Genomic DNA, 23,660 nt, shown 5'->3' on the forward strand with positions numbered 1-23,660 from the left:
GTCGGCGGGATCACCGGCCGGCCGAATCAGCCATGGTCGATACAACCGATACGACCGCCATCACCAGTGGTCCATCGGGCAACGGAAACGCGGTGCGGCGGATCGCGGTGCTGCGTTGAGGACGATTGTTTTGCATGATGGGGGACGATGAAGAAAGCCAAAAAACGCCGCGTCAGACCGAAATCGAGCCGAAAATCGTCGGCTTCGTCCCAGTCCAATGTGCCCGGTGGACGTTCATCCGAAGCGGCGACCTTGCCCCCTCGAAACGCAGCCTTGGACACGCTTCGCGGTTTGGCGATCGTCCTGATGCTGGTCGATCACGCGGCCGCCTACTGGTTTGACGTGCGGATCGAATTGACCAGCGTTCGGCTGATCACTCGGCTAAGCATGCCGCTGTTTTGCCTGCTGTTGGGCTACTTTTTGCCCACCGACCGGCGTTTTCGTGCCGTTCGTTTACTACAGATCCTGGCCGCGGCAGTCGCGGTGAACTTGGTCTACTGGCCGCTGAATCACCAACTGGAGATTCTGGCCAGCCTGTTGCTGGCCGCGGTGGTGGGGACCGCGATGGGGCGGACGGCACCGCTGATGCTGGCGTCGATTCTGTTTTATCGTCTGGATCCCGTGTCTCGCTGGTTCGATTATCAGCCCACGCTGGTGTTTGCACTGGTCGGTCAGGGTGCGATGCTGCGTCGCTTCGGGATCGGGCCGGCGATCGCCAGCGGCTTGGCGTTGCTGGGCATCACGATCAGCGGGCACTGGATTCGGCCGACGGACACGCACCGTTTTGTGGTCTGGTTCAGCCTTCCGGCGACGATTTTGGTTGGTCTAGGTCGACGATTCCCAGACTTCCGCGTGATCGGTTTGGATTGGCTGGGTCGTCATCCTTTGTCGATCTATGTCGCCCACTTCTACGTCATCGCCGCGATCGCCTGGGCGCTGGGCGGCAATTAGTCGGTCAATCGGCCGATGCGGTCACGCCCTGTACGTCGACCGGTCCGATTCCCGTTGGCGGTCTTTCGGGATGCCGTCAATCGCCTAGAATCCGGCCTGACACATTTCACCACCCCCTGGGAAACGAGAGCGGCAATGAGCGGCGACTGTGATTTTGGACTGATCGGGCTGGCCGTGATGGGCGAAAACTTGGCCCTGAACGTCGAATCACGCGGCTACAAGGTTGCCGTTTACAACCGCACGACTTCCAAAGTCGACGACCTGATCGCGGGTCGTGCCGCGGGCAAGAACTTCGTCGGCACGCATTCGATCGAAGACTTCGTCAAAGCCGTCAAACGGCCGCGAAAGCTGATGATGCTGGTCAAAGCCGGCCCGGCGGTCGACGCGATCATTGAATCGTTGATCCCCCTGTGCGAACCCGGTGACATCATCATCGACGGCGGCAACACGTACTACGTCGACACCGAGCGACGCACCAAGACGGTCGAAGACGCGGGGCTGTTGTACGTGGGAGCCGGTGTCAGCGGTGGCGAAGAGGGCGCGCTGAAGGGTCCCAGTTTGATGCCGGGCGGCAGCAAAGAAGCCTGGCCGGAAATCAAGGACATGTTCCAGGCCATCGCGGCCAAGGTCGGGCCCAACGACGACATTCCCTGTTGCGAATGGGTCGGCCCACGTGGCGCCGGTCACTACGTCAAAATGGTCCACAACGGCATCGAATACGGCGACATGCAGCTGATTTGCGAAGCCTATCAGTTGCTGAAAGAACTGGCGGGGCTAAGCAACGACGAACTTTACGACGTGTTTGCCAAATGGAATGAGGGCGAACTGCAAAGCTACCTGATCGAAATCACCCGCGACATTTTCAGTGTCAAAGATGACCAGGGCGGTGACGGGTATCTGGTGGACAAGGTTCTGGACGTCGCCGGTGCCAAGGGCACCGGAAAATGGATGAGCCAACTGGCCTTGGACCTGGGCGTCCCCAGCACCCTGGTCACCACCGCCGTGTTCGCCCGCGGCTTGTCGGCTCAAAAGGACGCCCGCGTCCGTGCCAGCGAATCGCTTCGCGGCCCCGGCGCTGAATCGAATCCCCAATGGTCGGCACTGACCGAATCGGTCATCGGCGACAAGCAGGGCTTCATCGACGCGGTCCGCGACGCACTGTACGCGTCAAAGATTGTCAGCTATGCCCAGGGATTTGTTCAGTTGCAAGCCGCGTCGACCGAACACGACTGGGATCTGGATTACGGGCAATCCGCACTGCTGTGGCGAGGCGGTTGTATCATCCGGGCTCAGTTCTTGGACCGGATCAAGGAAGCGTTCGACGACCAGCCGAACCTGGAAAACCTGTTGCTGTATCCCTTTTTCAAGGACGCCATCGAACAATGCCAACCGGCGTGGCGTCGCGTGGTGGCCGCCGCCAGCATCGCGGGAATCCCGGTCCCGGCCTTCGGTGCGGCACTGAATTATTACGACGGCTATCGAATGGATCGCCTGCCGGCGAACCTGTTGCAGGCCCAGCGTGACTATTTCGGTGCCCACACGTACAAACGGGTCGACCGGGACGGCACCTTCCACAGCGAATGGCTGGATTTACGTCGTCCGGTCAGCTGAATTGCAACGATTGGTAGCGGCGGTGGATTTGCGGCGATTGTCAGCCGATCCGCCTTGCCGTCGATCGTGCCGGGCTGGCACAATACGACTCGCGTTCCATTGGGCGGCCAAATTGCCCGTCCGCACCGCCAGGACCTTCTTGACTAATTTTGGGTCCAGAGCGTATTTTCTTGCTCTTCGGCACACCATTTCGCCAGCGTAGCTTCAATTGGCAGAGCATCGCATTCGTAATGCGAGGGTTGCGGGTTCAAATCCCGCCGCTGGCTTAGCCGGTCCGCCGGTCCGCCCCCAATGCGAAATCCCGGTTCTCTGATGCCGGGCACCTTCGGTCGCCCGTTCGTCAGGTCGGCCGTCCTTTGCGTGGGCGTTTTTCAGATGCGGTATCACGCGTTCAGGAGTCTGCAAGACATGAGTGACCTCGAAATCGAAGTCCTCGATTTGAAAGAATTGGTTTTGTCGAACAATTCGTTCGGCCCGTCGGATGTGACCTCCATCCGCAATGCCATCACCGAAAACTACGGTCACTTCGGTGAACTGCGCGACGCAGTCGGCGAAATGGAAGCTGACACGATGCTCAGCCCCGCCGGCAAAACCAAGATGGGCGTGTGCCAGTTTCTGCTGGGGCGGTTCAGAGATTCGCTGGAAACGCTGCAGTCGGCCGACGGCAGCGCGATGGCGTTGTTCTACCAGGCTCGATGCCAGTTCGAATTGCGTCATTACGACGAAGCGATCGCGACCTACGAAGCCGCTCAGAAATCTGGCTACAACGAAGACGAGTGCAAGATCCGCACCGCCGAAAGTCACCGTTACGCCGGACGCATCGACCAGTCGCTGGCGATTTTGGACGATATTTTCGGCCCGGCCGAACAGACCCCGGAATACATGTACCAGCGTGCGGCCACCGTCGCAGCGGTCGGTGGACGCCTGGAAGAAGCGATGACGCTGTACGAACGCGCCATCAACACCGACCCCAATCACGCCGGCGCATTGTTCGGCCTGGCGTTGGAAAACGACCGACTGGGCAACGACGAAGAAAGTTTGGCCCTGTACGAGCGTGCCGCCAAGGCGTTCCCGACCGGTATCGGTGCACTGATCAATTTGGGACTGATCTACGAAGACCGTGATCAGTACGACCGTGCCCAGTCGTGTTACAAGCGAATTCTGGATTGCTATCCCGAACACCCGCAGGCCAGCCTGTACATCAAGGACGCTTCGGCGACCGGCAACCAGCTGTATGACGAAGAAGCCCAGCGTCGCAACGACAAGCTGGCCCAGATCTTGAACATGCCGGTCAACAATTTCGAACTCAGCGTTCGCAGTCGCAATTGTCTGCAGAAGATGGGCATCGACACGATCGGAGATCTGACCCGCACGACCGAAGCCGAATTGCTAAGCAGCAAGAACTTCGGCGAAACCAGCCTGTTCGAAATCCGCGAAATGCTGACGTCCAAGGGCCTGTCCCTCGGACAATTCGCCCACGAAAAGAAAAGCAACGATCCGCCGATCGACACCAGCCACATGTCGCCCGACGAACAGGCGTTGCTGGAACGTCCGATCAGCGATCTGAACTTGTCCGTGCGTGCTCGCAAGTGCATGGCACGGCTGCAGCTGAACACGATCGGCGAACTGATTCGCAAGACCGGCGACGACATGCTGGAATGCAAGAATTTCGGCGTGACCAGCCTGAACGAGGTTCGGGAAAAGCTGGCCGATCTGGGTTTGAAGATGCGTGGCGACTGATCGCTGCATGTCCCAATTCCACTTTGATCTTCAACACCGCGACGCGGCCACGGGTGCCCGTCGCGGTGTTTTTGTCACCCCCCATGGCCCCGTCCAGACGCCGGGCTTCATGCCCGTCGGCACCCAAGGGACCGTCAAGGGTGTGACCATCGACCAGGTCGCCGCGACCGGTGCCCACATGATCCTGGGCAACACATACCACCTGGCATTGCGGCCCGGGCACGAAACCGTTCGACGTCTCGGTGGCCTGCATGCGATGTGCGGCTGGGAAGGTCCGATCCTGACCGACAGCGGCGGGTTCCAAGTCTTCAGCCTGGGCGAAATCAACAAGGTCACCGAACACGCGGCAACCTTTCGAAGCCACATCGACGGACGGATCGTCGAACTGACCCCCGAGCATTCCATTGAGATCCAGGAAGCCCTGGGCAGCGATGTCGCGATGGTGCTGGATCACGTCATCGCACTTCCCGCCGACCCGGGCGCCGTGACCGATGCGATGGAGCGTTCCATCCGGTGGGCCAAACGATGCCTGGAATACGCCAACAGCGACCGCCAGGCGAAATTCGCCATCGTCCAAGGCGGGCTGGACGAAACCCTACGGGCACAATGTGCACGTGAATTGACGTCGATGGACTTTGATGGCTACGCGGTCGGCGGGCTGAGCGTCGGCGAAGAACCATCGGAAATGTATCGAGTGACCGCGGCCACCACCGAACATTTGCCGGCGGATCATCCGCGTTACCTAATGGGCGTCGGCCGCCCCATCGATCTGTTGGAGAACGTCGCTCGCGGTATTGACCTGTTCGACTGCGTCATGCCGACACGAAACGGACGCAACAGCATTGCGTTCACCGACGCCGGACCGGTCAAGCTTCGCAATGCCGTCCACCGCGAAGACCGTCGTCCGGTCGAACAGGGATGCCCCTGCATCGCATGCCGACACAGCCGTGGATACATCCGGCACCTGTTCAACGCCGGTGAAATGCTGGGCCCGATCCTGTTGTCGATTCACAACCTGACGTACTACCAACGTTTGATGGCTGAGACTCGATCGGCGATCGAAGCGGACCGGTTTGAAGAATTCCGCCGCGAAAAAATCGCCGGATGGGATTCGGCTAAGACGCCCGGCAAGGCGACCGGATCAGAAGCTCAATAAACTCGGCCAAAGCAACCGAGCTTTGCTGCAGGACGCCCCCCGAAAATCAAACCTCAAGCACCGATTACTTCCGCGATTTGTCGCCACGGCTAGCCGCATTAACGATCGCTTGCCGGGCCAGTTCTTCTTCACGCACGTGCGGACCGTGGGCGTCACCCCAGCGAGGCGCAACATTGTCTCGGTCCCACTGACGAATCAGCGACGACAACTCCTGCACCTTCTGTGGGTTCCCGTCAGCCAAGTCGTCGCGTTCCCAGGGGTCGCGGGAAAGGTCAAACAGAAGCTTACGATTCTTGTAACCGCTGTCGACCAGTTTCCAATCGCCGTACCGCACCGCGTACCCATATTGATCGTCGCCCATCGCGTAACGCCAAAACAACGTGCGTGCCGGAAGCGGGCTCAGCCGCGACCCATCCAACATCGGCATCAAATTGACGCCGTCCAGTTCATCGGCATCCACATCGGTCGACGTCGCCGCCAAAATGGTCGGGCACAAATCCAGTGATGTGACAGGATCGGCGACACGTCGTCCGGGGGCGATGCCGGCCGGCCAGCTGATTAAAAATGGCACACGTATGCCGCCTTCGAAAAGCATGCCTTTGTGACCGCGATAGGGAAAGTTCATCGCGTGTTCCTTCCGGCCGCCGTTGTCACTGAAGAACACGATCAGCGTGTTGTCCAATTTTCCAGCTTGCTCCAGCGCATTGACGACCTTGCCGATGCCTTCATCCATCCCCGCGACCATGGCACCGTAAACAGCGCGGCCGCCGTATTCGATATGCGCCGTCTTTTCCAAGTGCCTGCGGGTGGCCTGATCGGGCGCATGCGGTGCGTTGTAAGCCAAGTAAAGAAAGAACGGTTGATCCGACGGACTTTGAACGAACCGCACGGCTTCTTCAGAGAAATCATCCGTCAAATAGGTCAAGCTTTTTCGATCGACCGGCATGTCACCCCGATGCACCGCCATTGACGCGGGCTTATTGCCCGGATCACCCCAGTAGCTGAGCCCACCACCACTGAAACCAAACCAGTGATCAAACCCGCGCCGGTTGGGCCAGTATTGCACTTGATCACCCAAGTGCCATTTGCCAATCGCCGCGGTCGAATACCCCGACGCACGCAAGCGATCGGCGATGGTCTGTTCGGTCAGCGGCAAGCCCGGTGGGTTGGGCGATGCGTCAAACGACTCCGACGGTTCCGGATTGCATTCGTGACCAAATCGCTGTTGATACCGACCGGTCAACAGCCCGGCGCGACTGGGGCTGCAGTACGGGTGCGATGCATATCCACATTCAAAGACGACGCCGCGGTCGGCCAATGCATCCAGGTTCGGAGTGGGGATTTCTTTACAGCCATTGAAACCGACATCGCTGTAGCCCAAGTCATCGGCCACAATCAAAACCACGTTGGGCCGTTGGGCATGACACGGCATGTAAAAAGCGACCATCCCCACGAACAGGACGGACCATCGCATCAGATCAAACATCAATCACATTTCATCGAAGTTGCTTTGCCAATCACTCACGTGCACACGGTCACGCTGGTCGCAAAGCATACTTCAAATGAAACGAGCCCGGGACGATGCGCAGACATCCCATGCCGTCACGGTTTGTCGCGGCAGCAACGTATCACGGCTGAATCGACTCCAGGCGTCGAAGCCGACGACCAGCGGTCCTAGCGATACGGCGCAAACAGACTGTCGGGGCCGTCGGGAATCTTGGCGACGCGTTCAGCCTGTTCCGCTTGCTCGCGATGCTTTTCGACGTAGTCGGCCTGATTCAGCTTTGCGAACAACGACGCAGGCGTATCTTCACCGCCGGTCAGCATGACGTCCTTTCCGTCGCCCGGAATTTCACACGCACCACCTTCACACTGCGGCGCCACTTCGGCAACGTCTTTTTGGGCCGTCATGGACCATGGCATGCGGGGAAAGGACGCGGTCTGGCACCCCGCAGATGCCACGACCAGTCCCGCGGTCGCGGCCAGAGCCCATCGCCGCGGATCGAGGATCAAAATGGATTTCATCGCAGTTTCGCCTTTTACAAGCGGATGTATCAACTTTGGGTTCAGTGGGCGTCTATCGGATTTGCCGCGGCGAACTCAATGCAAAAACAGCAAATTCGCAGCATTTTCCCTGGAATGGCGGACCAAAATGTCCTTCGCACATTGCACCGCCTAGTCGCGCCGTTGTACTTACGGCGGCACCCCATCACGTTCCCCGTTCACTGCATGGAGGCAGTTGAATGTCGAATCAGCAACAGACCGCCCATTTCCGTCGGGCAATCGGGCTGGCGATTGTCGGAATATTCCTGACCGCGTTCTCTGCGACGTCACCCGCCGCGGCCGAAATTCCTTGGAAGAATTCGCCGGAAGCTGCATTGAATGCGGCACGGTCCGAAGGCAAGCCGATCCTGGTCTTCGTCACCGCGGAATGGTGCCACTACTGCAAGAAGATGAAGAAGGACACGTGGTCCGATCGCACCGCCAGCAGTGTCGTCGCGTCCAATTTCCAAACGCTGATGCTGGACGGCGACCGGGACAAAGCCGTGGTGAAAAAGCTGGGTTTGAACGGCTATCCGGCCACGCTGATCTACACACCCGACGGCAAATTCGTCACCCAGAAATCCGGCTACATGTCGCCTCAACAAACGCTGGCCTGGCTGGCATCGATCGCCCCCCGCTGAACGACGGATCGTCGTCCAGATCGGCCGTCAAGCGACCAAGACGTCCGTCACAGGCGTGCCACCACCTCGTCCGCCGGATCGTGGCATCGTTCTTGCATAGCACTGGTGTACCCGCGTGTTGTTACCCACCGCACTGCTTCGGTGGTGGCCAGAAATGGTCAGCGATACGGCGGGTAAAGAAAACCGATCCGCCAGCCAAACGATCCAATGATTGAATCCATCAAAGAAAAAATCGCTGACACCGTTTCCGAAGCTCCTGATGAACGAAACGCGGGCATCGAACCTGCTGAGAACGCATTGGCGTTTGCCGTCGCTTTAGGAATGACCTTCTTGGCGCGACAAACGCTGCAAGCCGGATGGCGCACCACGTTCGACCGTGACCCGCCTAAGAACCCGGCGTCGCATGAGGTCGCTTGGAAAGACGCCCTTTTGTGGGGCGCGGTGTCCGGCGCCGTTGTCGGCATCGCACGTATCGCATCCCGCCGCGCTTCATCAAAGGCGTATCAACGTTTCAAAGCCTAGTTCAAACCGTCGTTAATTGATCGCCTTGTGCGTACGCGATCTGGTCAGGCCAAGATCGCGTCGACCGTTTGATGGTCACGTCGCTTGGGCCCCAACGTCGATGCGGCATCGAAGGCCGACAGCATCGTGTTGTAAACGTCTAATCCTTCTTGCCCGACGTCCATGATCTGTCCCGTCTTGAACCGTCCGCCACCACCACTGATGGCATGGAAGACGCCGGACAATTCACGTTTCGGATCATTGTGCCGACCGTCGCCTGATTCGGTCGATATCGTGACCAGGCTGTTTTCCAGGATCGTTTTGCCGTTGGCCTCGGTCACGGCATCCAACTGTTTCAAGAAGAACGCAACTTCACGCATCTTCATGTGGGCGTGTGCCCGCAACTCCGTGTTGTCCTTCTTCGGATTGAACTTGTGCCACCATTCGTGGCTGCAACCTTTGCTGCCCGATGCGTTCAGCCGAGACGCGTCGTCAAAGGTGTGAACCAATCGATCGCCATAATGGTAATCACCGGTCAATCGGATGCGTTCCCCCGCGGCCAAAAAGGTCAACGACCCGAATCGAACGCGATCAGCATGGACGGCCAACGCATAAAGTTCTGCCATCAGCCGCCATTCGCTGGTCAATTCATCCAGCGTGATGTCGATGCCTTCACCACCGGGATCGGCCAAACCGCCGTGCAGAATCGACGATTCCGGCGGCGGATCCACCGGCGTGTGCTGAGACCGCTGCAGTGAAAACGCACGCTGTTCTAACTCCCGAATGCGATCCAAGTGATCGGCAACGCGACCGCGAGATGCCGTTCCCAGTGGTGACGACGGTCCGGTGTAATGCTTGTACTGATCAACCACGCTATCCAACACGCTTTTGCGTAAGCGTTTTTCGCGGACCGTGGATTCGTCCGCATTGCTACCGCTATCGACGTGACCGAACACGCGATCAAACAAATCGCGAGGCCTTTCCTGCATGCTGGCCGCGACCGTGCCGTCGATGTTGTAGCTGTGTACGTATCGGCTGACACGACTGCGCCGAAAGAAAGTACCACCGATCAGCGTCGGGACCATTCCGGTCGGCAAACCGTCGGCATATTGGGTTCGACGAATCACCTGATCGATCGACGGTCCGCCCGCCTTGGCTTCACCACTGGGTGGTTCGGCCGTAAACGCGCCGCTGGCCCCGTCGAAGTGGGCATTGATCCCCGATTGGTCACAGCGAACCTGGTCGACGTTTCGCATCACCAAAAGCTTGTCTTTCAATGACTCCAACGGTTCCAGAACACCGCCGTATCCTTCCCGCTGCAACGGGGCGGGGATCCCCAGACCGAAGAAAACGTTGAACGCCCGCACCGGAACGCTCGTCGAATGCCCGGCCACCGCGGTGGACAGCATCATTTCTTCCAACAGCGGCAAGCCCACCGTGACGCCCGCCGCCCCACGAAGAAGTGTCCGTCGACTGATCCGCCGTGCCGCCGCTGTTTGCCGTCGCGAGGGTACCGGACGATTGGAATCGCAATGGCCGAGTGTCGTCATGGCTGGCTCTCATTGGAATCTGAAGACTGTAAATCGGCTCGCCCACGAGCCATCAAATCACTGGTCGCGATGGCGATCATCGTCGCCATGTACGTCCCACCTTCGGCCAACGCGGCCTGATGAATTTGGTCGACGTCTGACACATCGTTCATGGTCAGCGGACGCCCCATCACAAACTGAATCAGTTTTCTCGTGATTCCCTTGGACACACGATCGCTTTGGGCCAACAGATCCATCATCTGGGCAGAATCATCAAACGGCGTCGGCATCGCGTCACCAGGAAATTGAATCGCACCATCCTGACGATTCTTGTTGCCGTATTCATCGGTCAACCGATACGTTCCCACGCCGTCATAACGTTCCAAGCCAAACGCCAACGGTTCGAACTTCGCATGGCAGCCGCCACACGCATCATTTCGTACGCGATCCAGCGCGATGTCACGATGAGATCGTCCCGGACTGGGTGGAACCGGGGTCGTATCCAAACCGGGTGGAGGATCACCGACGCGACTGTAAAGCAGATCGTTCAGGACGAATAACCCACGAGTCACCATGGATGCATCGTCGCCGCCGATGGTCAAAAGACTGCCTTGCGTCAACACCCCGCCGCGCTGGGGAACGTCCACCAACGAAACCAATTTCAAGGTTTGATCATCATCGGCGCCAACGTCGACGGCCAAGTCATAGTGATTGGCCAAGCGAGGCGTCACAAAGGTCACCGGTTCATTCAACAACCTAACCAGCGGGCGGCGTCGATTCCAAACGACTTCCTCGAAAAACGCAAGCGTTTCCCGACGCATGTCATCGGCCAAAGCAGCCTGCCATTTCGGAAAACGCTTTGGGTCCGGACTCAAATTTGCCAAGCGGTCCAAGTCCAACCACTGCGATGCGAACAGCAGTGACTGTCGACGCGCTCGCGGATCTTCCAGCATTCGCCGAACTTCCGCTTCAACGACTTCGCGCTCACGCAAGCGTTTTTTGGAAGCCAGATCGAACAGACGCTTGTCCGGCGGGCCTCCCCAAACCGCGTAGCTCAGCCGACTGGCCATTTCAAAGTCGGACACCGCCACAGATCGCTCCGGTGCAAACTCTTGTTTCCTTCCTGGATCATCGATCACCTGTTGTTCGATTCGGTACAAGAATCGAGGCGACTGCAGCATGGCCAGCAGCACGTAGCGCACCGCTTCCTCGTACGTCCCGCCGGCTGCCGCAACGGTGGTCGTGATGCCACGCAGCGACGCGATCTCCGATTCATTCAGTGGTCCGCGATAGACATGTCGCCCCATCGCATCGATCAGCCCACGCATGTCCTTGTCGGTGAACTTGGTTCCACGATGAAACCTTTTGCCAAAGCGTTCGATCGGGATTGAATCCACAATCTGCTCGGCCAACTGTGCATACGCTTGAACGTTTTTCAGATCCACGTTCAGACTGTAAGCCGTGTTTCGAAAGCCATCCGCACGAGGATCCGCGGGCAACAGGCGTGTGGCCTGCTTTTGCACGTCCACCCCGAAGACATCCGCAACCGTGTGAACGTATTCGTCCACGGTCAATCGACGAACCCATTGCTGGGGCTTGACGGGGGAACCCGAATAGATCGCCGGATCAACGAAATCGATCGGCCAAGATGCACCGTTGTTGATCCAGCGGCGAATGACCGTCTTTTCCGTGTCGGTCAACGGCGGACGATCCGGCGGCATCAGGTCGGCGTCGATGACTTGCCACAATGCGCTGTGATCCGCCTGGCCCTCGACGATCACCACACCATCGTGCCCACCCCGCAGCGCCGTATCGCGATGCGATAGATCCAGCCCCGCCTCGGCCGTCGACGCGTCGTGACACCCGATGCAGTGACGGGCCAAAATCGGCGCGACCTTCTCACGGAACAACGTCTGATGGACGCCGCTTTCGGCGTGCCCCACCTCGCCAACAGCCAGCATGCCGCCCAGCCCCAGCAAACCAAGCAAAATCTTGACAGCCCCGGTCAACCATGGGCGAGATCCCGCAACACCGTGGGGCGGAAGCGTTTGATGGAAAGGCGAAGATCGCATGGCGGGCATTGGGCAGGATGGGGCGGGGCAGTCCTTTCTAGGGTACCCGATCCGCCCACCGGATGCGCCGATCTGCCACAGCCAAGTTTCCTACGCCCGGTATCCGAGGCCCAATTTCCGAGGAACGACACCACCATGTCGTTCGCATCCTGCACGGGCGCCGCCGAGCCCGTTTGATCCCGCCGATGGAAACTAACCGCCGCCTTCCTTTGGCAACGCTTCAGACTTCTCGTCGTTTCGCGCCCGCTTGTTCAAATACATCTTGATCGGAACTTCGCCGAACGGCAGGTGATCACGAAACGTGTTCAACAAGTACCGCTGATAGTCCTTGCCGAATGCCTTGGGGTCGCTGCACATCAGCACGATCGTCGGCGGTTGGGTCGACACCTGAGTCGCGTAATAAATTTTGGGGCGCCGGTTCTGATACATCGCCGGTGGGTGCGCGGTCACGGCGTCGCGAATGATGCGATTCAACAACCCCGTCGATACACGGTGCATCGATTGCTTGTACAGCATCGTCGCATGATTCAACAACGTTTTGACATTCTTGCCGGTTTCACCCGTGATGAACGCGATCGGTGCATAGGCAAGTGTTGGGAATTGCCCCCGTAGATACTTGACCCAGCGATCGGTGGGTAATTGCCCCTTCAGCAAGTCCCATTTGTTGACCACAAAGATGCACGGCTTGTGGTGTTCCATGATGTAGCCGACCAATTGCTTGTCGACTTTGCTGGTCTTTTCCATTGCGTCGAAGAACATCAAAACGACATCGGCGCGTCGGATGCTTCGCTGGGCGCGGTGGGTGCCGTAAAAATCCAGGTCGGTGCGAACGCTTTTACGTTTACGAAGTCCCGGCGTATCAATCGCAATGAAGCTTTGGCCGTCCATTTCAAACAACACATCAACGCTGTCACGCGTGGTCCCGGCGACTTCGCTGACGATCATCCGATCCGATTCGGACAACGTGTTGACGAACGTGCTTTTGCCCACATTCCGACGCCCCACAATGGCGACCTTCATCTGTGGCGTTTCCACCACGTCATCGTCGCCATATTCGGGCAAGCGATCCTGGATCAGTTCCAGTAACTTGTCTCGATTTCGATTCTGGGTCGTGCTGACACAAACCAAATGGCCACGCCCCAAGCGATGAAATTCTTCGGCGTGCGTGTCCATATGTTCTTGGTCCGCTTTGTTGGCCACCAAAATGACCGGACGCTGAACCGCACGCAGACGCTCGGTGACCATTTCATCCAGCGGCATCAGCCCCGTTTGGATGTCCACCACCAACAAGATGACATCGGCCGACGCGATTGCCGCCTCGATTTGACGCTGGACATCGGCTGTCAAGTCATCGGGGTCTTCGATCCCCATCCCGCCCGTATCGACCAATTCAAAGAACTTTTCGGTTTCGCCGACTTCGATCAGCGTCGTCATTCGATCCCGAGTCACCCCCTCGAAATCATCGACGATGGCCAGGCGGCGACGCGCCAGCCAGTTGAACAAACTGCTTTTGCCGACGTTGGGGCGACCGACGATGGCGACTTGGGGAACAGGCATGATGGGGCAAAAGGTCGACGCAGATGGGGCCCGGATCCGATCGGACCAACGGGGCGGGGTGATCAACGGGCTAGCGTAGACCGATTCGGCGGATCGACCTAGTGGATCGAGCCTCCGATCCCGCAAAAACTGGCGTGCATTCGTCAGCCCCACTGACAAGGCCCGCCCGGACGTGAAAAATGGCGACTTAGCCGAGCCACGTTCAGGACGGGGCGTCGTCCGATTCCGCCAAACGTGACAAGTCATTTCAGCGATGCAAAACGACGAATTGCTATACGCCGCGTCGCAGCTTGCCAGACACCTTAGGCGGTCCGGGGTTCAGTGGATGCCGGGACCCGATGCGGAAAAAGTGGCACAACTGGCCGATTCGTTTCAGCCGCCTGATGCCCATCCGCCGTCCGCCACCCGATCTGCATCTCCCAGCAAACCAGCCCCCCCGCCGGCCGAAGGTCCCCGCAAATCCGCCGCGTCTCGGGCGGCCGGCCGGGGTGAATCAGGGCGACGTCCCGCCGCGTCGCCCCCCGATCGCCTGGGCGATGCGACCCGGTCGCGTTTGGCGGGGGTGCCGCCGATGGAAGTGTCCGATGGTCCGTACCCCGGTAAAAGCTTGTCGGCCCCGCAACGTCTGGAGGTCATGGAAGGCCTTGCCGCGACGGTCTCGCAGTGCCAACGCTGCCGCCATTTGGCGTCCTGTCGTAAACAAACGGTGTTCGGGGAAGGCAGCGTGACGCCGCGTTTTGCATTCTTCGGCGAAGGCCCGGGCGCCGACGAAGACCGGACGGGACGCCCGTTTGTCGGACGCGCCGGACAACTGCTGACCAAGATGATCGAAGCCTGCACGCTGCGGCGTGACGACGTCTACATCCTGAACACGGTGAAGTGTCGTCCGCCGGGAAACAGGAACCCGGAACCAACAGAAATCGAAAATTGTCGTGAATATTTCACGACCCAACTGTCCACCCTGCGTCCGGAATATGTGGTCTGTCTTGGCGCGATCGCCGCACAAACGTTGTTGCAAAGCAAACTGTCGGTGGGACGCCTAAGAGGCAAGCTTCATCGGTATTTTGATAGCAAAGTCTTGGTGACGTATCACCCGGCATATCTATTGCGAAATCCGTCGGCGAAACGTGCCGCTTGGGAAGATTTACAGCTGATGTTGCGCGACGCCGGCATCCGCGCCGGCCAGTGATCACGCCCATCATGATCGTCGTTTCGCTCGGCGATTCACTGCATTTGCTAGCAATTGAAAGCTTGGCATCGCGTCTGTTTTCGCTATTGACCGTATCGCCGACATCCCAACAATTTTCGGCATGACGACGCAACGAGTGCGTTGTCCGCGGCAAGGAATGTCGTGAAACCGACTGACGTCACGCAGGGAGGCAACCGATGCGTCAGCTGAAATCGACCGAAGCCCAAACCACTTCTTTTGAACTTCGCGGCTTCGGCCATCCGTCTGAAAAACAAACGGTGGCGGCTTTGGGCCAGATCTTGCCCGAGGCCCGATTCTTCGACGACTCGGTCGACGACATCCGCGCCACACGCTTGGTGGAATTCCAAGGCGATGCACCGGAGTCCGACTCGAGCGACGATCAAACTTGGTCAGACGCGGTCGTGGTCTATCGAATCGGACAGTGCGAACCGGTTCAGTTGATTGCCGAAGCCATGGCACGCGGTGCCGCCGGGATCTTGACCGAGCAACTGCTGCCTTGCCCGCTGCCACAATGCATCGTGCCCGATGTCGAACACGCGGCGGCTCGAATCGAAGCCACACTGATCGGTCGACCGGATCGTCAAATGCTTACGGTCGGCGTGTTAGGGTCGACCGGGAAAACCACCGCTAGCTTGCTGGTCGCCGCGGTTCTTCGCGACGCCCAAATCCGCACGGCCTACCAGACCGACCTCGGCGAATCCGACGGCGTTCTGCAGACGACACCCGAACATGGCCCACAAAGCGGAACCGATTCACTGCGTTGGTTGGCCGAAGCGGTCGACGCGGGATGCCAGGCCGCGGTGATCGAATTGACCGATGCCGATTTGCGTCACGGTCGTCACGACGCGATCGAATTTGACGTGTTGATCGCGACCGGCCGAACCATTGCCGGACACGATTTTGGTCCCACCGGCCTGAACTGTGCATTGGAGCGTTTGACGCCCGAAGGTGTCCTGATCATTTCGGCGGATGATCAGGTTGGCATGCGATCGGCTCGTGACGCCGGTGTGCGGATGGTCACTTATTCGCTTCGCGGTGCCGCCGATGTGACGGCCAAGATCATCGACCAGACCGACGGCGTGACGACATCCTTGGTCAACTACGACGACACGACCATCGCAATGGAAACGATGCTGAATGGCGGCGGAATGCTGGCCGACCAATTGGCATCGGTGGCCTTCGGACTGCTGATCGATCGCCCGCTGCATCGCCTTGTCGAAACGATGCACACGATGCGAACTTTTCCTGGACGCATGCAGCAGGTCGCTTGCGAACATGCCGCCAACGCGGTGATCGACGTCGCAGGAAGCCCGACCGCCATCGCATCGGCAATTCGTGCGGCACGGGCAAGCAAAGGTCAAGGAAAACTGTGGTGCGTTTTCAGCATTCGCGAAACACACTCATCCGAAGACTTGGCCGAAGTCGGTCACCTGATTGAACGCTTCGGCGACCAAGCGGTGATCACGACATCGAAAGACCAGAAGCGATCGTTCCTGAAGCGTTCGCACGACGTCTTGGACGGTGTCACGCAGTGCGCCGCATTTCGCTTGGTTGCCGACAGCGACCGTGCATTGCAGTGGGCGATCGGCGAAGCCAACGCTGACGACACGGTGCTGGTCCTTTGCGGGGCAAGCCGGGGAAACGCCAGAACCGAACGATTGGAACTGGAATCGCTGGCCGGCAACATCCGCAAACAACAAGATCGCCAACCGAAAACCGATCCGGCCTGCGGATCGCGTCCGCGATTGCGAGTCGTCGGCGTTCGATAATCCAAAAACCGGCAGCAGTGCACGGGCAAGCCATCGCTGACAAGCTGCCCGTGTCTTGATGGGATGCCCGAGTCTTGATGGGCCGCCCGTGTCTTAGTGAGATGCCCGCTGATGACGCAAGAACGCCGATATCGTCGGGCGAATCGGCATGTTTTCAGGGAAGCGTGACTTCGTCGATCGCGAAAAGAGTCGTCTGACGCGAACAGCCGATCAACACCAAGCCGGCAAACACACGGAAATGATGAATCCGTAGCAAGACATACCATCAACCGGCATCTTTCCAGATATGCCGATATTCAACACCACCTTGGCTCTGCGATGGCAATCGCGAGCAATGATGGATTTCACCGATCAGCCGGTGTCAAACCTAGCGAGGCTGCTGTGGCATTCGTTGATTTCGCAACTTTCCGATGGTGGTCACCGGATCGGGCGATTGAACGGTCAGGTCGTTGATCACGCGATGACTGGGCATGGATCGTCGCACCATTTCTTGAGCGGTTTGCTTCATGTGGTAACTGGAAACATCACCCAACAATTGCACCACGCTGCCATGCAACACGACTCGCACCCGGTGCAGATCTCCGTAGCAGCAATCTTGAAACAGCCGGGTCAACTGTTGAAATGCAATGCGATAAGCATCCGGCTGATTCGTCGGTTTGACTTCGACGTTCGCGGTGGCAGCAAAGCCATGCGTTTGAATCGTCACGAGAACTCACTCTCCATCCATTGGCCATTCGGTTCACGTTGGTAACGCCATCCCACGACGTTACGTCCGCCATATTTCTAGACTAACAATTCAAGGCTTCGCGAACCCGAGAAAGTCTTCACATTCGAGAAAAAAGTGGCGGGAATCTGCTCCCTTTTGCGCCTTGTCGCGAACGATTGTTAATCCAGGAAAGTTGACGCCGAAGACACGTCAGGACGATTCTTACTTGCTAGCAAAATCAGCATCGGGTGGCCCGGCCAGGTCGACAAGTGCCGGACACCGGGCCGCCCAAATTTTGGCCGTCAGACCTCCAGTGCGACAACATTCGGGTCACAGGTGCTGCGTGATCCGTTCACTTCGATCGCCTTCGCTTCCAACGCCGGGTCAACCAAGTCGTAGAAGACATCACGTTGACGCGGTTGGTATCCCAATTCGGAAATCGAATCGCGGATTTGCTGAATGGTCAGGTAGTGCACCGTACCGGCTTCGGCCACCACGTTTTCTTCGATCATCAGGCTGCCCATGTCGTTGGCCCCAAAGACCAGCGCAAGCTGGCCGATTTTGGCCCCCTGGGTGACCCAACTGCTTTGCAGGTTGGGGATATTGTCCAGAAACAGCCGAGCAACGGCCAGCATCTTCAAGTACTCAAACGATCCGGCCGGCGGCGTGTCGGACATCTCCGTGTTATCGGGTTGGAACGTCCAGCAAATGAATGCGGTGAATCCGCCGGTTTCGTCCTGCAAATCACGCAGACGCTGCAAGTGCTCGACACGCTCGGCTAACGTTTCGACGTGACCGAACATCATTGTGCTGCTGCTGATACCGCCCATCTTGTGCCACACCCGCATGACATCCAGCCAATCGTCGGTGGACACCTTTCCACGCGTGATTTCATCTCGAACACGATCGACCAAAATCTCGGCACCTCCACCGGGAATGCTACCCAGGCCGGCGGCCCGAAGTCTTCGCAGCACTTCGTCCAACGGCAACTTGTTGACTTTGGTGAAGTGATAAATTTCCGGGGGACTGAACCCGTGAATGTTGACGGTGGGAAAGGCCGACTTGATGTCTTGCAACATCTCCTCGTACCAATCCAACTTGAACTTGGGATGCAGACCACCTTGCAGCAAAATCTGGTTGCCGCCCAACTCCACGGTCTCTTCCACCTTCTTCAGCAGAACGTCGCGTGGCAGGACGTAGCCTTCGTCACTTTTGGGCCCACGATAGAACGCGCAGAAGTCACACACCGCTGTGCACACGTTGGTGTAGTTGATGTTCCGATCGACGTTGTACGTCCGGTAGGGTTCCGGATGCATTCGTCGAGAAACTCGATCGGCGGCAGCCCCGATCGCGGCCAGATCGTGACTCTCCAAAAGGGTGACGCCTTCGGCGACGGTCAACCGTTCGCCCTGAAGAGCTTTTTCCAAGATGTCACGCACGGCAGGCTTTGCGGCGGCAATCATTATCGGCTTGAACGTGGGTCGAATGGTAAAGATATATAAAAGGTCAAAACGGTTATCACCAACACGCGTCATGCCCCGGCGTGAAGGTGACGCAACGGAATCGCCCCGCCGCATCAACGGAACGTTGCCGGCTGTCACTCGACGAATCGTTCGGCGGCCCCCTGGGGACGTCCGGGATCGTCGTCGGCGGGACGGACCAAGCCGATGGCGGCGGCTTTTTGGCGGAACAGTTCCATCGCTCGCAACTCACCGGCTTCCAACCGGTAATGCAGATTGACTCGAAAATAGTCGATCAAGTCTTCGGTCGTCAGCCCATGCCGGGCCGCCTCCCGACGGGCGATCGACTGGACGGCCTTTAAACCGTCGTCGCGACTGGCCTGCAGAATCTCCGCCAGGCCGCTCACATCGACGCCGGGCCGGGCAACCCAGGCGGCGAAAACAAATGGCAATTCGGTCCAACGGCACCACTGATCGCCCAAATCCAAAATTTGTTCGTAGACGCCTTGCTCGGGGTGCATGGCTCGGTCGCCGATGATCAAAATCGCGTCAGCTGCCACCGATTCGGGCAACTGCTCCATCCCGAGCGGCACGGTCTGGGGTCGCAAACCGTATCGTTCCCACAACAAGACCTGAACCATCGCGGCGCTGGTCCGACTGCCTTCGTCCAGCGCCAGAGTGCGGATTTGGTCGATCGGCACGCGGCTGAGCAACCGAACACTCCACACCGGCCCCCGGCAAGCAATTCCCGCGTCGGAAATGACTCGCAATCCGGGCGTGCGAAAGGACTCGATGATCGGGATCAACGCGACGTCCAACCGCCCTTCATTCAAATCATCGGCCAACCGGCTGGGCAGATTCAGAGTCAACTGCCCGCGGTCCGCCAACCGATCCCGCAAACTTGCGATCAATGGTTTGGTGTTCAGATAGGAAACGGCGCCGATGCGAATCATGGAGAAATGCGACGGTAGAAATACGAGCGGATTTGCAGCCGACATCCTGTGAAGATGACAAAAACGGCTTTCATCACGCCGTTTAACCGCCAAAAACCCGATCTGGCAACCCCGGTGCCGATCGACTTTCCCACAAAGTCGTCACGGTACCCCCAGTAGGAATCCCGACGCGGCGCCGCCATCATCGTGGGCAGGCCCGTCCTTGCCACAGCAAACGTCACCGATCGATCAAGGAACCATCCGCCCCGACGATCGTTTTGATCGAATCGGCTGGGCTCTTCAGCTAGGCTCATTCATTCAGCAACGCTTTGTGGCTCGATCAAGCCCGATGGGGTCGATCGTTTCGCACTTGCCCCGATCCTTCGCATTCGCGTCGAACCGATCCGATCCAACGCGACGCAAGGGTGCAACTTTCATGCGGCGGGTCATCGATCGCAAAGCTTGCACATCCGGGCCGTCGACTTATCGTCGAAACAGGATCGCGTGACCAATCGTTTGGGATCACAAGCGTGCTTGATGACGGTGCCCAATGTCGCAACGCATCGCACCAGACAGTGCGCATAAAAAAGCGAGAGACCTCGGCCACGTCACGATCGTTTTGTAAAAAACGACCGCAAACAAGTCTCTCGCTATTACCTTTTGTAAGTCGCATCTGCCAAACGTCAAGACCATCCCACATCGAAGACGACATTGACACGTCGGTTTGATGGATCATCCAACATGCAACAAGACGCTTTTCAACCATCGACCGGCCAACGCATCCACTTGGTCACGGGCAAGTTGGCTGAACCAATGTTGTGTCACATTGCCGGTGAATTGGAACAACGCCATGACGTTCGTTGCACCGTGGGGGTTGCCCCCATCACCGTTGCGGCGTTGATGACGCCACGATGGTTGAAACGGAAGCTTGACATACCGCCACAGACGACCGACGTCGTGTTGCCAGGATTCATTTGCCTGGATCCCGAACAACGTGCTTCCGTCATTAGCGAGTTGCAAAACGATGTCGACCGTGGTGACCAAGTCCGCTGGTGGATCGGTCCCAAAGACTGTCGTGAATTGCATGAATGGTTCGGCGGCGAATCCATGCCGGTGGAATTGACGGACCATGGAATCGAAATCATCGCGGAAATCAATCACGCCCCACGATTGTCGATGCAGGACTTTCGATCTGCCGTCGGACACTTGCGTGATCAGGGTGCGGATCGAATCGATATCGGATGTGATCCATCGTCAGCCTGTCAAAACATCGCCGACTATGTCCGCGTCGTGCTGGACGAAGGCATGCCAGCATCGATCGACACCTTTGACATTCCGGAAACTGAACGAGCGGTTGCCGCGGGTGCCGACTTGGTGTTGTCGGTCAACGCGTCCAACCGTTTCGCCGCGATGGACTGGGGTTGTGAAGTGGTTGCGATCCCCGATGTGCCGAACGACATCAACAGCTTGAAACACACGGTCGATGACCTTCGCCAACACGGCGTGTGCGTTCGCGCCGACGCCATCTTGGAACCCATTGGTTCGGGGTTCTTTGCCAGCTTGCAACGATACGCGGAATTTCGAAAACAGGATCCCACGATCAAGATGATGATGGGCATCGGAAACCTGACCGAATTGACCGACGTTGATTCGGCGGGTGTCAACTTGATCCTGTTGGCGATCTGCGAAGAACTGCGAATCGAAAGCGTGCTGACGACTCAGGTCATCAACTGGGCACGATCCTCGGTCCGCGAATGTGATCATGCGCGGCGTTTGGTGCGTTACGCGGTCGGCATGCAAACGCCGCCCAAACGAATCAGCGATGCGCTGGTCATGCTGCGTGACCCGAAACTGCGACCGATGCCCGATGGCGCTTTGGACGAATTGGCCACCACGATCCGTGATACGAATTACCGCATCTTTGCTGACGACAGCTTGATCCATTTGGTGTCGTCGGGGCTGCACCTAAGCGACCGTGATGCGTTTGCCATGTTCGACGCATTGTTGAAATCACCTCGCGGTGATTCGATGGATCCGGGACATGCCTTTTATTTGGGCTATGAGATGGCCAAAGCCACGATCGCGATGCAATTGGGCAAGCAGTACGAACAAGACCGCGCACTGTATTGGGGCATGCTGACGGTGGAAGAAGACGCCCACCGCATCGAGCGAACTGCCCGGCGTCGCAAAGATTCGAATCGGAAAGGTTCGGGCGGTCAAGAATCCGATTGAAATGGTCAGGGGGATGATCGACACCGGCGCGTGACATGATGCATTCCGTGCTGAACGCTGTCCTGCATGAACTGTTGGCCGGCATCTGGAGTGATCGTCGCACGCCATGGTTCGCAAGTCCGGCCAGGCGACTATCATGGGGCGGACAGGGATGCACCGCCGTCAGCCCCGACGTGGCAAATCGCCACCGAGGGTGGCGGCCGGAAAAGCGCGACAAGTCGACGTTTGCGGGTCGCATGAGCGGCTGATACTTTGGCGGCTGAAAGTCTGCTTTGACGATCTCATCCGGTCCTGCCTGCGGCACACCGGGACAACGGTCACACCGCCGGATGTGCCTGACGCGTCCCGGGATCATTCATTCCTGCGATCCAGCATTCCCACCTTCATTGACCGACATCTCGGCCGAATCCCGCCCCCCCGGGGATTCGACCGCCCATCGCGGAGCCCTCCTGCAAGTGTCATCCGATGCCCCGACCCCGACCGGTGATCCGTCCCGGCCGAATCCGACCACAGAACTGAGCCACGACGATGTTGAAAGTCTTCAGCGTCTGCGTCAGCACCACCAGCAACTGAAAGACGAATTGGCCAAAGTCATCGTCGGTCAAACTCGTGTCATTGATCAACTGCTGATCTGCCTGTTTGCTCGCGGCCATTCCTTGCTGATGGGGGTTCCCGGCTTGGCCAAAACCTTGCTGGTCAGCAAGTTGGCTGAAACATTGTCGCTTCAGTTCAATCGCATCCAGTTCACGCCCGACTTGATGCCGATGGACATCACCGGCACCGACATTTTGCAAGACACCGCCGACGGCCGACGCGAATTCCATTTCGTTCGCGGCCCGGTGTTTTCCAACATCGTCTTGGCGGACGAAATCAACCGCGCGCCACCCAAGACCCAGGCCGCAATGTTGGAAGCGATGCAGGAACGACGCATCACTGTGCTGGGCACGTCTTACAGTCTGGACGAACCGTTTCTGGTGCTGGCCACGCAAAACCCGGTGGAACAAGAAGGCACGTATCCATTGCCCGAAGCGCAACTGGATCGCTTCATGTTTTTAATCGAGTTGGGCTATCCGTCGGAAGCGGAAGAAATCCAAATCGCCAGAACCACCACGGGCGATTCGATGCCCACGTTGGAACACATTCTTGACGGCAACCAGATCATCGAATTTCAACATCTGGCTCGTCGAATTCCGGTGCCCGATCATGTGTACCAATACGCGGTCGACTTGGTGCGTCGGACGCGTCCCGGGGAACCCGAAGCATCGGATTGGCTTCGCCGCTTGGTGTCTTGGGGCGCGGGACCACGTGCCGTCCAGTACCTGATCCTGGGTGGCAAAACGCGTGCGGCGTTGGAAGGCCAATACATGGTCCGCACCGAAGACGTTCAAGACGTCGCACAGCCCGTGCTGACCCACCGACTGATCACCACATTCGCCGCGCAAAGCGAAGGGGTCGACGCGAAACAGATCGTGCAGCAACTGGTCGATGAAGTGGCCGAGGACCGAGCGGCGAAAGCATCCTAGCCGCCCAAACCGACACGTACGATGCGA

General features: G+C 58.4%; 19 protein-coding genes and 1 tRNA gene. 11 read left to right on the forward strand and 9 right to left on the reverse strand.

Features of this window, described 5'->3' with window-relative positions; translation table 11 throughout:
* Nucleotides 1-10 precede the first annotated feature (10 nt).
* Nucleotides 11-136 carry a hypothetical protein gene (locus tag Mal65_RS27335; RefSeq protein ID WP_261342849.1) on the reverse strand — a complete coding sequence of 42 codons (126 nt, stop codon included), beginning with the start codon at nucleotides 134-136 and terminating at the stop codon, nucleotides 11-13.
* Between the two features lie 116 nt (nucleotides 137-252).
* Here Mal65_RS27335 and Mal65_RS18915 point away from each other — a divergent pair, with 116 nt between their 5' ends.
* From Mal65_RS18915 to tgt, 5 genes are all read left to right on the forward strand, one after another.
* A complete protein-coding gene (locus Mal65_RS18915; protein WP_165701380.1) occupies nucleotides 253-951 on the forward strand; it encodes a TraX family protein in 699 nt (232 codons plus the stop codon).
* 135 nt (nucleotides 952-1,086) lie between these two features.
* Nucleotides 1,087-2,562 carry a decarboxylating NADP(+)-dependent phosphogluconate dehydrogenase gene (gene gnd / locus Mal65_RS18920; protein WP_145301121.1) on the forward strand — a complete coding sequence of 492 codons (1,476 nt, stop codon included), beginning with the start codon at nucleotides 1,087-1,089 and terminating at the stop codon, nucleotides 2,560-2,562.
* Between the two features lie 192 nt (nucleotides 2,563-2,754).
* A tRNA-Thr gene (locus tag Mal65_RS18925) sits at nucleotides 2,755-2,828 on the forward strand.
* 142 nt (nucleotides 2,829-2,970) lie between these two features.
* On the forward strand, nucleotides 2,971-4,302 hold the full coding sequence (locus tag Mal65_RS18930; protein ID WP_145301124.1) for a DNA-directed RNA polymerase subunit alpha C-terminal domain-containing protein: 1,332 nt from the start codon (nucleotides 2,971-2,973) through the stop codon (nucleotides 4,300-4,302).
* A 7-nt stretch (nucleotides 4,303-4,309) separates the two neighbouring features.
* A complete protein-coding gene (gene tgt / locus Mal65_RS18935; protein WP_145301127.1) occupies nucleotides 4,310-5,458 on the forward strand; it encodes a tRNA guanosine(34) transglycosylase Tgt in 1,149 nt (382 codons plus the stop codon).
* A gap of 64 nt (nucleotides 5,459-5,522) precedes the next feature.
* Here the strand turns inward: tgt and Mal65_RS18940 are convergent, their stop codons facing one another.
* On the reverse strand, nucleotides 5,523-6,944 hold the full coding sequence (locus Mal65_RS18940) for a sulfatase-like hydrolase/transferase (protein WP_145301130.1): 1,422 nt from the start codon (nucleotides 6,942-6,944) through the stop codon (nucleotides 5,523-5,525).
* 188 nt (nucleotides 6,945-7,132) lie between these two features.
* Nucleotides 7,133-7,483: a hypothetical protein gene (locus tag Mal65_RS18945; RefSeq protein ID WP_145301132.1), complete on the reverse strand. Its 351-nt coding sequence runs from the start codon at nucleotides 7,481-7,483 to the stop codon at nucleotides 7,133-7,135.
* 218 nt (nucleotides 7,484-7,701) lie between these two features.
* On the opposite strand from Mal65_RS18945, the gene Mal65_RS18950 reads away from it, so the two are divergent.
* Both Mal65_RS18950 and Mal65_RS18955 read left to right on the forward strand, forming a co-directional pair.
* Complete coding sequence (locus tag Mal65_RS18950) at nucleotides 7,702-8,142, forward strand: thioredoxin family protein (RefSeq protein WP_145301135.1); 441 nt, start codon at nucleotides 7,702-7,704, stop codon at nucleotides 8,140-8,142.
* Between the two features lie 207 nt (nucleotides 8,143-8,349).
* Nucleotides 8,350-8,664, forward strand: a complete 315-nt coding sequence (locus tag Mal65_RS18955) for a DUF4235 domain-containing protein (protein ID WP_145301138.1) — start codon at nucleotides 8,350-8,352, stop codon at nucleotides 8,662-8,664.
* 44 nt (nucleotides 8,665-8,708) lie between these two features.
* Here the strand turns inward: Mal65_RS18955 and Mal65_RS18960 are convergent, their stop codons facing one another.
* The 3 genes from Mal65_RS18960 to der form a co-directional block, all read right to left on the reverse strand.
* Nucleotides 8,709-10,193 carry a DUF1552 domain-containing protein gene (locus Mal65_RS18960; protein ID WP_145301141.1) on the reverse strand — a complete coding sequence of 495 codons (1,485 nt, stop codon included), beginning with the start codon at nucleotides 10,191-10,193 and terminating at the stop codon, nucleotides 8,709-8,711.
* The gene (locus Mal65_RS18965) at nucleotides 10,190-12,244 is read right to left on the reverse strand and encodes a DUF1592 domain-containing protein (RefSeq protein WP_165701381.1); all 2,055 of its coding nucleotides are present in this window, start codon (nucleotides 12,242-12,244) and stop codon (nucleotides 10,190-10,192) included. The genes Mal65_RS18960 and Mal65_RS18965 overlap by 4 nt, the downstream gene beginning before the upstream one ends.
* Before the next feature lie 192 nt (nucleotides 12,245-12,436).
* On the reverse strand, nucleotides 12,437-13,801 hold the full coding sequence (gene der, locus Mal65_RS18970) for a ribosome biogenesis GTPase Der (RefSeq protein WP_145301147.1): 1,365 nt from the start codon (nucleotides 13,799-13,801) through the stop codon (nucleotides 12,437-12,439).
* 253 nt (nucleotides 13,802-14,054) lie between these two features.
* Here der and Mal65_RS18975 point away from each other — a divergent pair, with 253 nt between their 5' ends.
* Entirely contained in the window at nucleotides 14,055-14,990 is a 936-nt protein-coding gene (locus Mal65_RS18975) for a uracil-DNA glycosylase (protein WP_145301150.1), read from the forward strand.
* Between the two features lie 197 nt (nucleotides 14,991-15,187).
* Nucleotides 15,188-16,780, forward strand: coding sequence for a glutamate ligase domain-containing protein (locus Mal65_RS18980; protein WP_145301153.1), 1,593 nt, complete (start codon nucleotides 15,188-15,190; stop codon nucleotides 16,778-16,780).
* A gap of 367 nt (nucleotides 16,781-17,147) precedes the next feature.
* On the opposite strand, the gene Mal65_RS18985 is transcribed toward Mal65_RS18980, so the two are convergent.
* From Mal65_RS18985 to Mal65_RS18995, 3 genes are all read right to left on the reverse strand, one after another.
* Nucleotides 17,148-17,486 carry a BON domain-containing protein gene (locus tag Mal65_RS18985; RefSeq protein ID WP_145301156.1) on the reverse strand — a complete coding sequence of 113 codons (339 nt, stop codon included), beginning with the start codon at nucleotides 17,484-17,486 and terminating at the stop codon, nucleotides 17,148-17,150.
* Nucleotides 17,487-17,788: 302 nt separating this feature from the next.
* Nucleotides 17,789-18,949 (reverse strand): cyclic dehypoxanthinyl futalosine synthase, encoded by a 1,161-nt coding sequence (gene mqnC / locus Mal65_RS18990; RefSeq protein ID WP_145301159.1) that lies wholly within the window; start codon nucleotides 18,947-18,949, stop codon nucleotides 17,789-17,791.
* A gap of 134 nt (nucleotides 18,950-19,083) precedes the next feature.
* Nucleotides 19,084-19,899, reverse strand: coding sequence for a menaquinone biosynthetic enzyme MqnA/MqnD family protein (locus Mal65_RS18995; RefSeq protein WP_145301162.1), 816 nt, complete (start codon nucleotides 19,897-19,899; stop codon nucleotides 19,084-19,086).
* Nucleotides 19,900-20,619: 720 nt separating this feature from the next.
* Between Mal65_RS18995 and Mal65_RS19000 the strand changes: the two genes are divergently transcribed.
* Both Mal65_RS19000 and Mal65_RS19005 read left to right on the forward strand, forming a co-directional pair.
* Nucleotides 20,620-22,110 carry a DUF6513 domain-containing protein gene (locus Mal65_RS19000; RefSeq protein ID WP_145301165.1) on the forward strand — a complete coding sequence of 497 codons (1,491 nt, stop codon included), beginning with the start codon at nucleotides 20,620-20,622 and terminating at the stop codon, nucleotides 22,108-22,110.
* 455 nt (nucleotides 22,111-22,565) lie between these two features.
* Nucleotides 22,566-23,633, forward strand: coding sequence for an AAA family ATPase (locus tag Mal65_RS19005; protein ID WP_231131173.1), 1,068 nt, complete (start codon nucleotides 22,566-22,568; stop codon nucleotides 23,631-23,633).
* Nucleotides 23,634-23,660: the final 27 nt, after the last annotated feature.

Source organism: Crateriforma conspicua (assembly GCF_007752935.1).
GTDB classification, from domain to species: Bacteria; Planctomycetota; Planctomycetia; order Pirellulales; family Pirellulaceae; genus Crateriforma; species Crateriforma conspicua.

Excerpts from the sequence above, each read along its gene's own strand:
- Mal65_RS27335 (WP_261342849.1), bottom strand. The coding sequence starts at position 136 with ATGCAAAACAATCGTCCTCAACGCAGCACCGCGATCCGCCGCACCGCG.
- gnd (WP_145301121.1), top strand. The coding sequence starts at position 1,087 with ATGAGCGGCGACTGTGATTTTGGACTGATCGGGCTGGCCGTGATGGGC.
- Mal65_RS18930 (WP_145301124.1), top strand. The coding sequence starts at position 2,971 with ATGAGTGACCTCGAAATCGAAGTCCTCGATTTGAAAGAATTGGTTTTG.
- tgt (WP_145301127.1), top strand. The coding sequence starts at position 4,310 with ATGTCCCAATTCCACTTTGATCTTCAACACCGCGACGCGGCCACGGGT.
- Mal65_RS18940 (WP_145301130.1), bottom strand. The coding sequence starts at position 6,944 with ATGTTTGATCTGATGCGATGGTCCGTCCTGTTCGTGGGGATGGTCGCT.
- Mal65_RS18945 (WP_145301132.1), bottom strand. The coding sequence starts at position 7,483 with ATGAAATCCATTTTGATCCTCGATCCGCGGCGATGGGCTCTGGCCGCG.
- Mal65_RS18950 (WP_145301135.1), top strand. The coding sequence starts at position 7,702 with ATGTCGAATCAGCAACAGACCGCCCATTTCCGTCGGGCAATCGGGCTG.
- Mal65_RS18955 (WP_145301138.1), top strand. The coding sequence starts at position 8,350 with ATGATTGAATCCATCAAAGAAAAAATCGCTGACACCGTTTCCGAAGCT.
- Mal65_RS18960 (WP_145301141.1), bottom strand. The coding sequence starts at position 10,193 with ATGACGACACTCGGCCATTGCGATTCCAATCGTCCGGTACCCTCGCGA.
- Mal65_RS18965 (WP_165701381.1), bottom strand. The coding sequence starts at position 12,244 with ATGCGATCTTCGCCTTTCCATCAAACGCTTCCGCCCCACGGTGTTGCG.
- der (WP_145301147.1), bottom strand. The coding sequence starts at position 13,801 with ATGCCTGTTCCCCAAGTCGCCATCGTCGGTCGCCCCAACGTCGGCAAA.
- Mal65_RS18975 (WP_145301150.1), top strand. The coding sequence starts at position 14,055 with ATGCAAAACGACGAATTGCTATACGCCGCGTCGCAGCTTGCCAGACAC.
- Mal65_RS18980 (WP_145301153.1), top strand. The coding sequence starts at position 15,188 with ATGCGTCAGCTGAAATCGACCGAAGCCCAAACCACTTCTTTTGAACTT.
- mqnC (WP_145301159.1), bottom strand. The coding sequence starts at position 18,949 with ATGATTGCCGCCGCAAAGCCTGCCGTGCGTGACATCTTGGAAAAAGCT.
- Mal65_RS18995 (WP_145301162.1), bottom strand. The coding sequence starts at position 19,899 with ATGATTCGCATCGGCGCCGTTTCCTATCTGAACACCAAACCATTGATC.
- Mal65_RS19000 (WP_145301165.1), top strand. The coding sequence starts at position 20,620 with ATGCAACAAGACGCTTTTCAACCATCGACCGGCCAACGCATCCACTTG.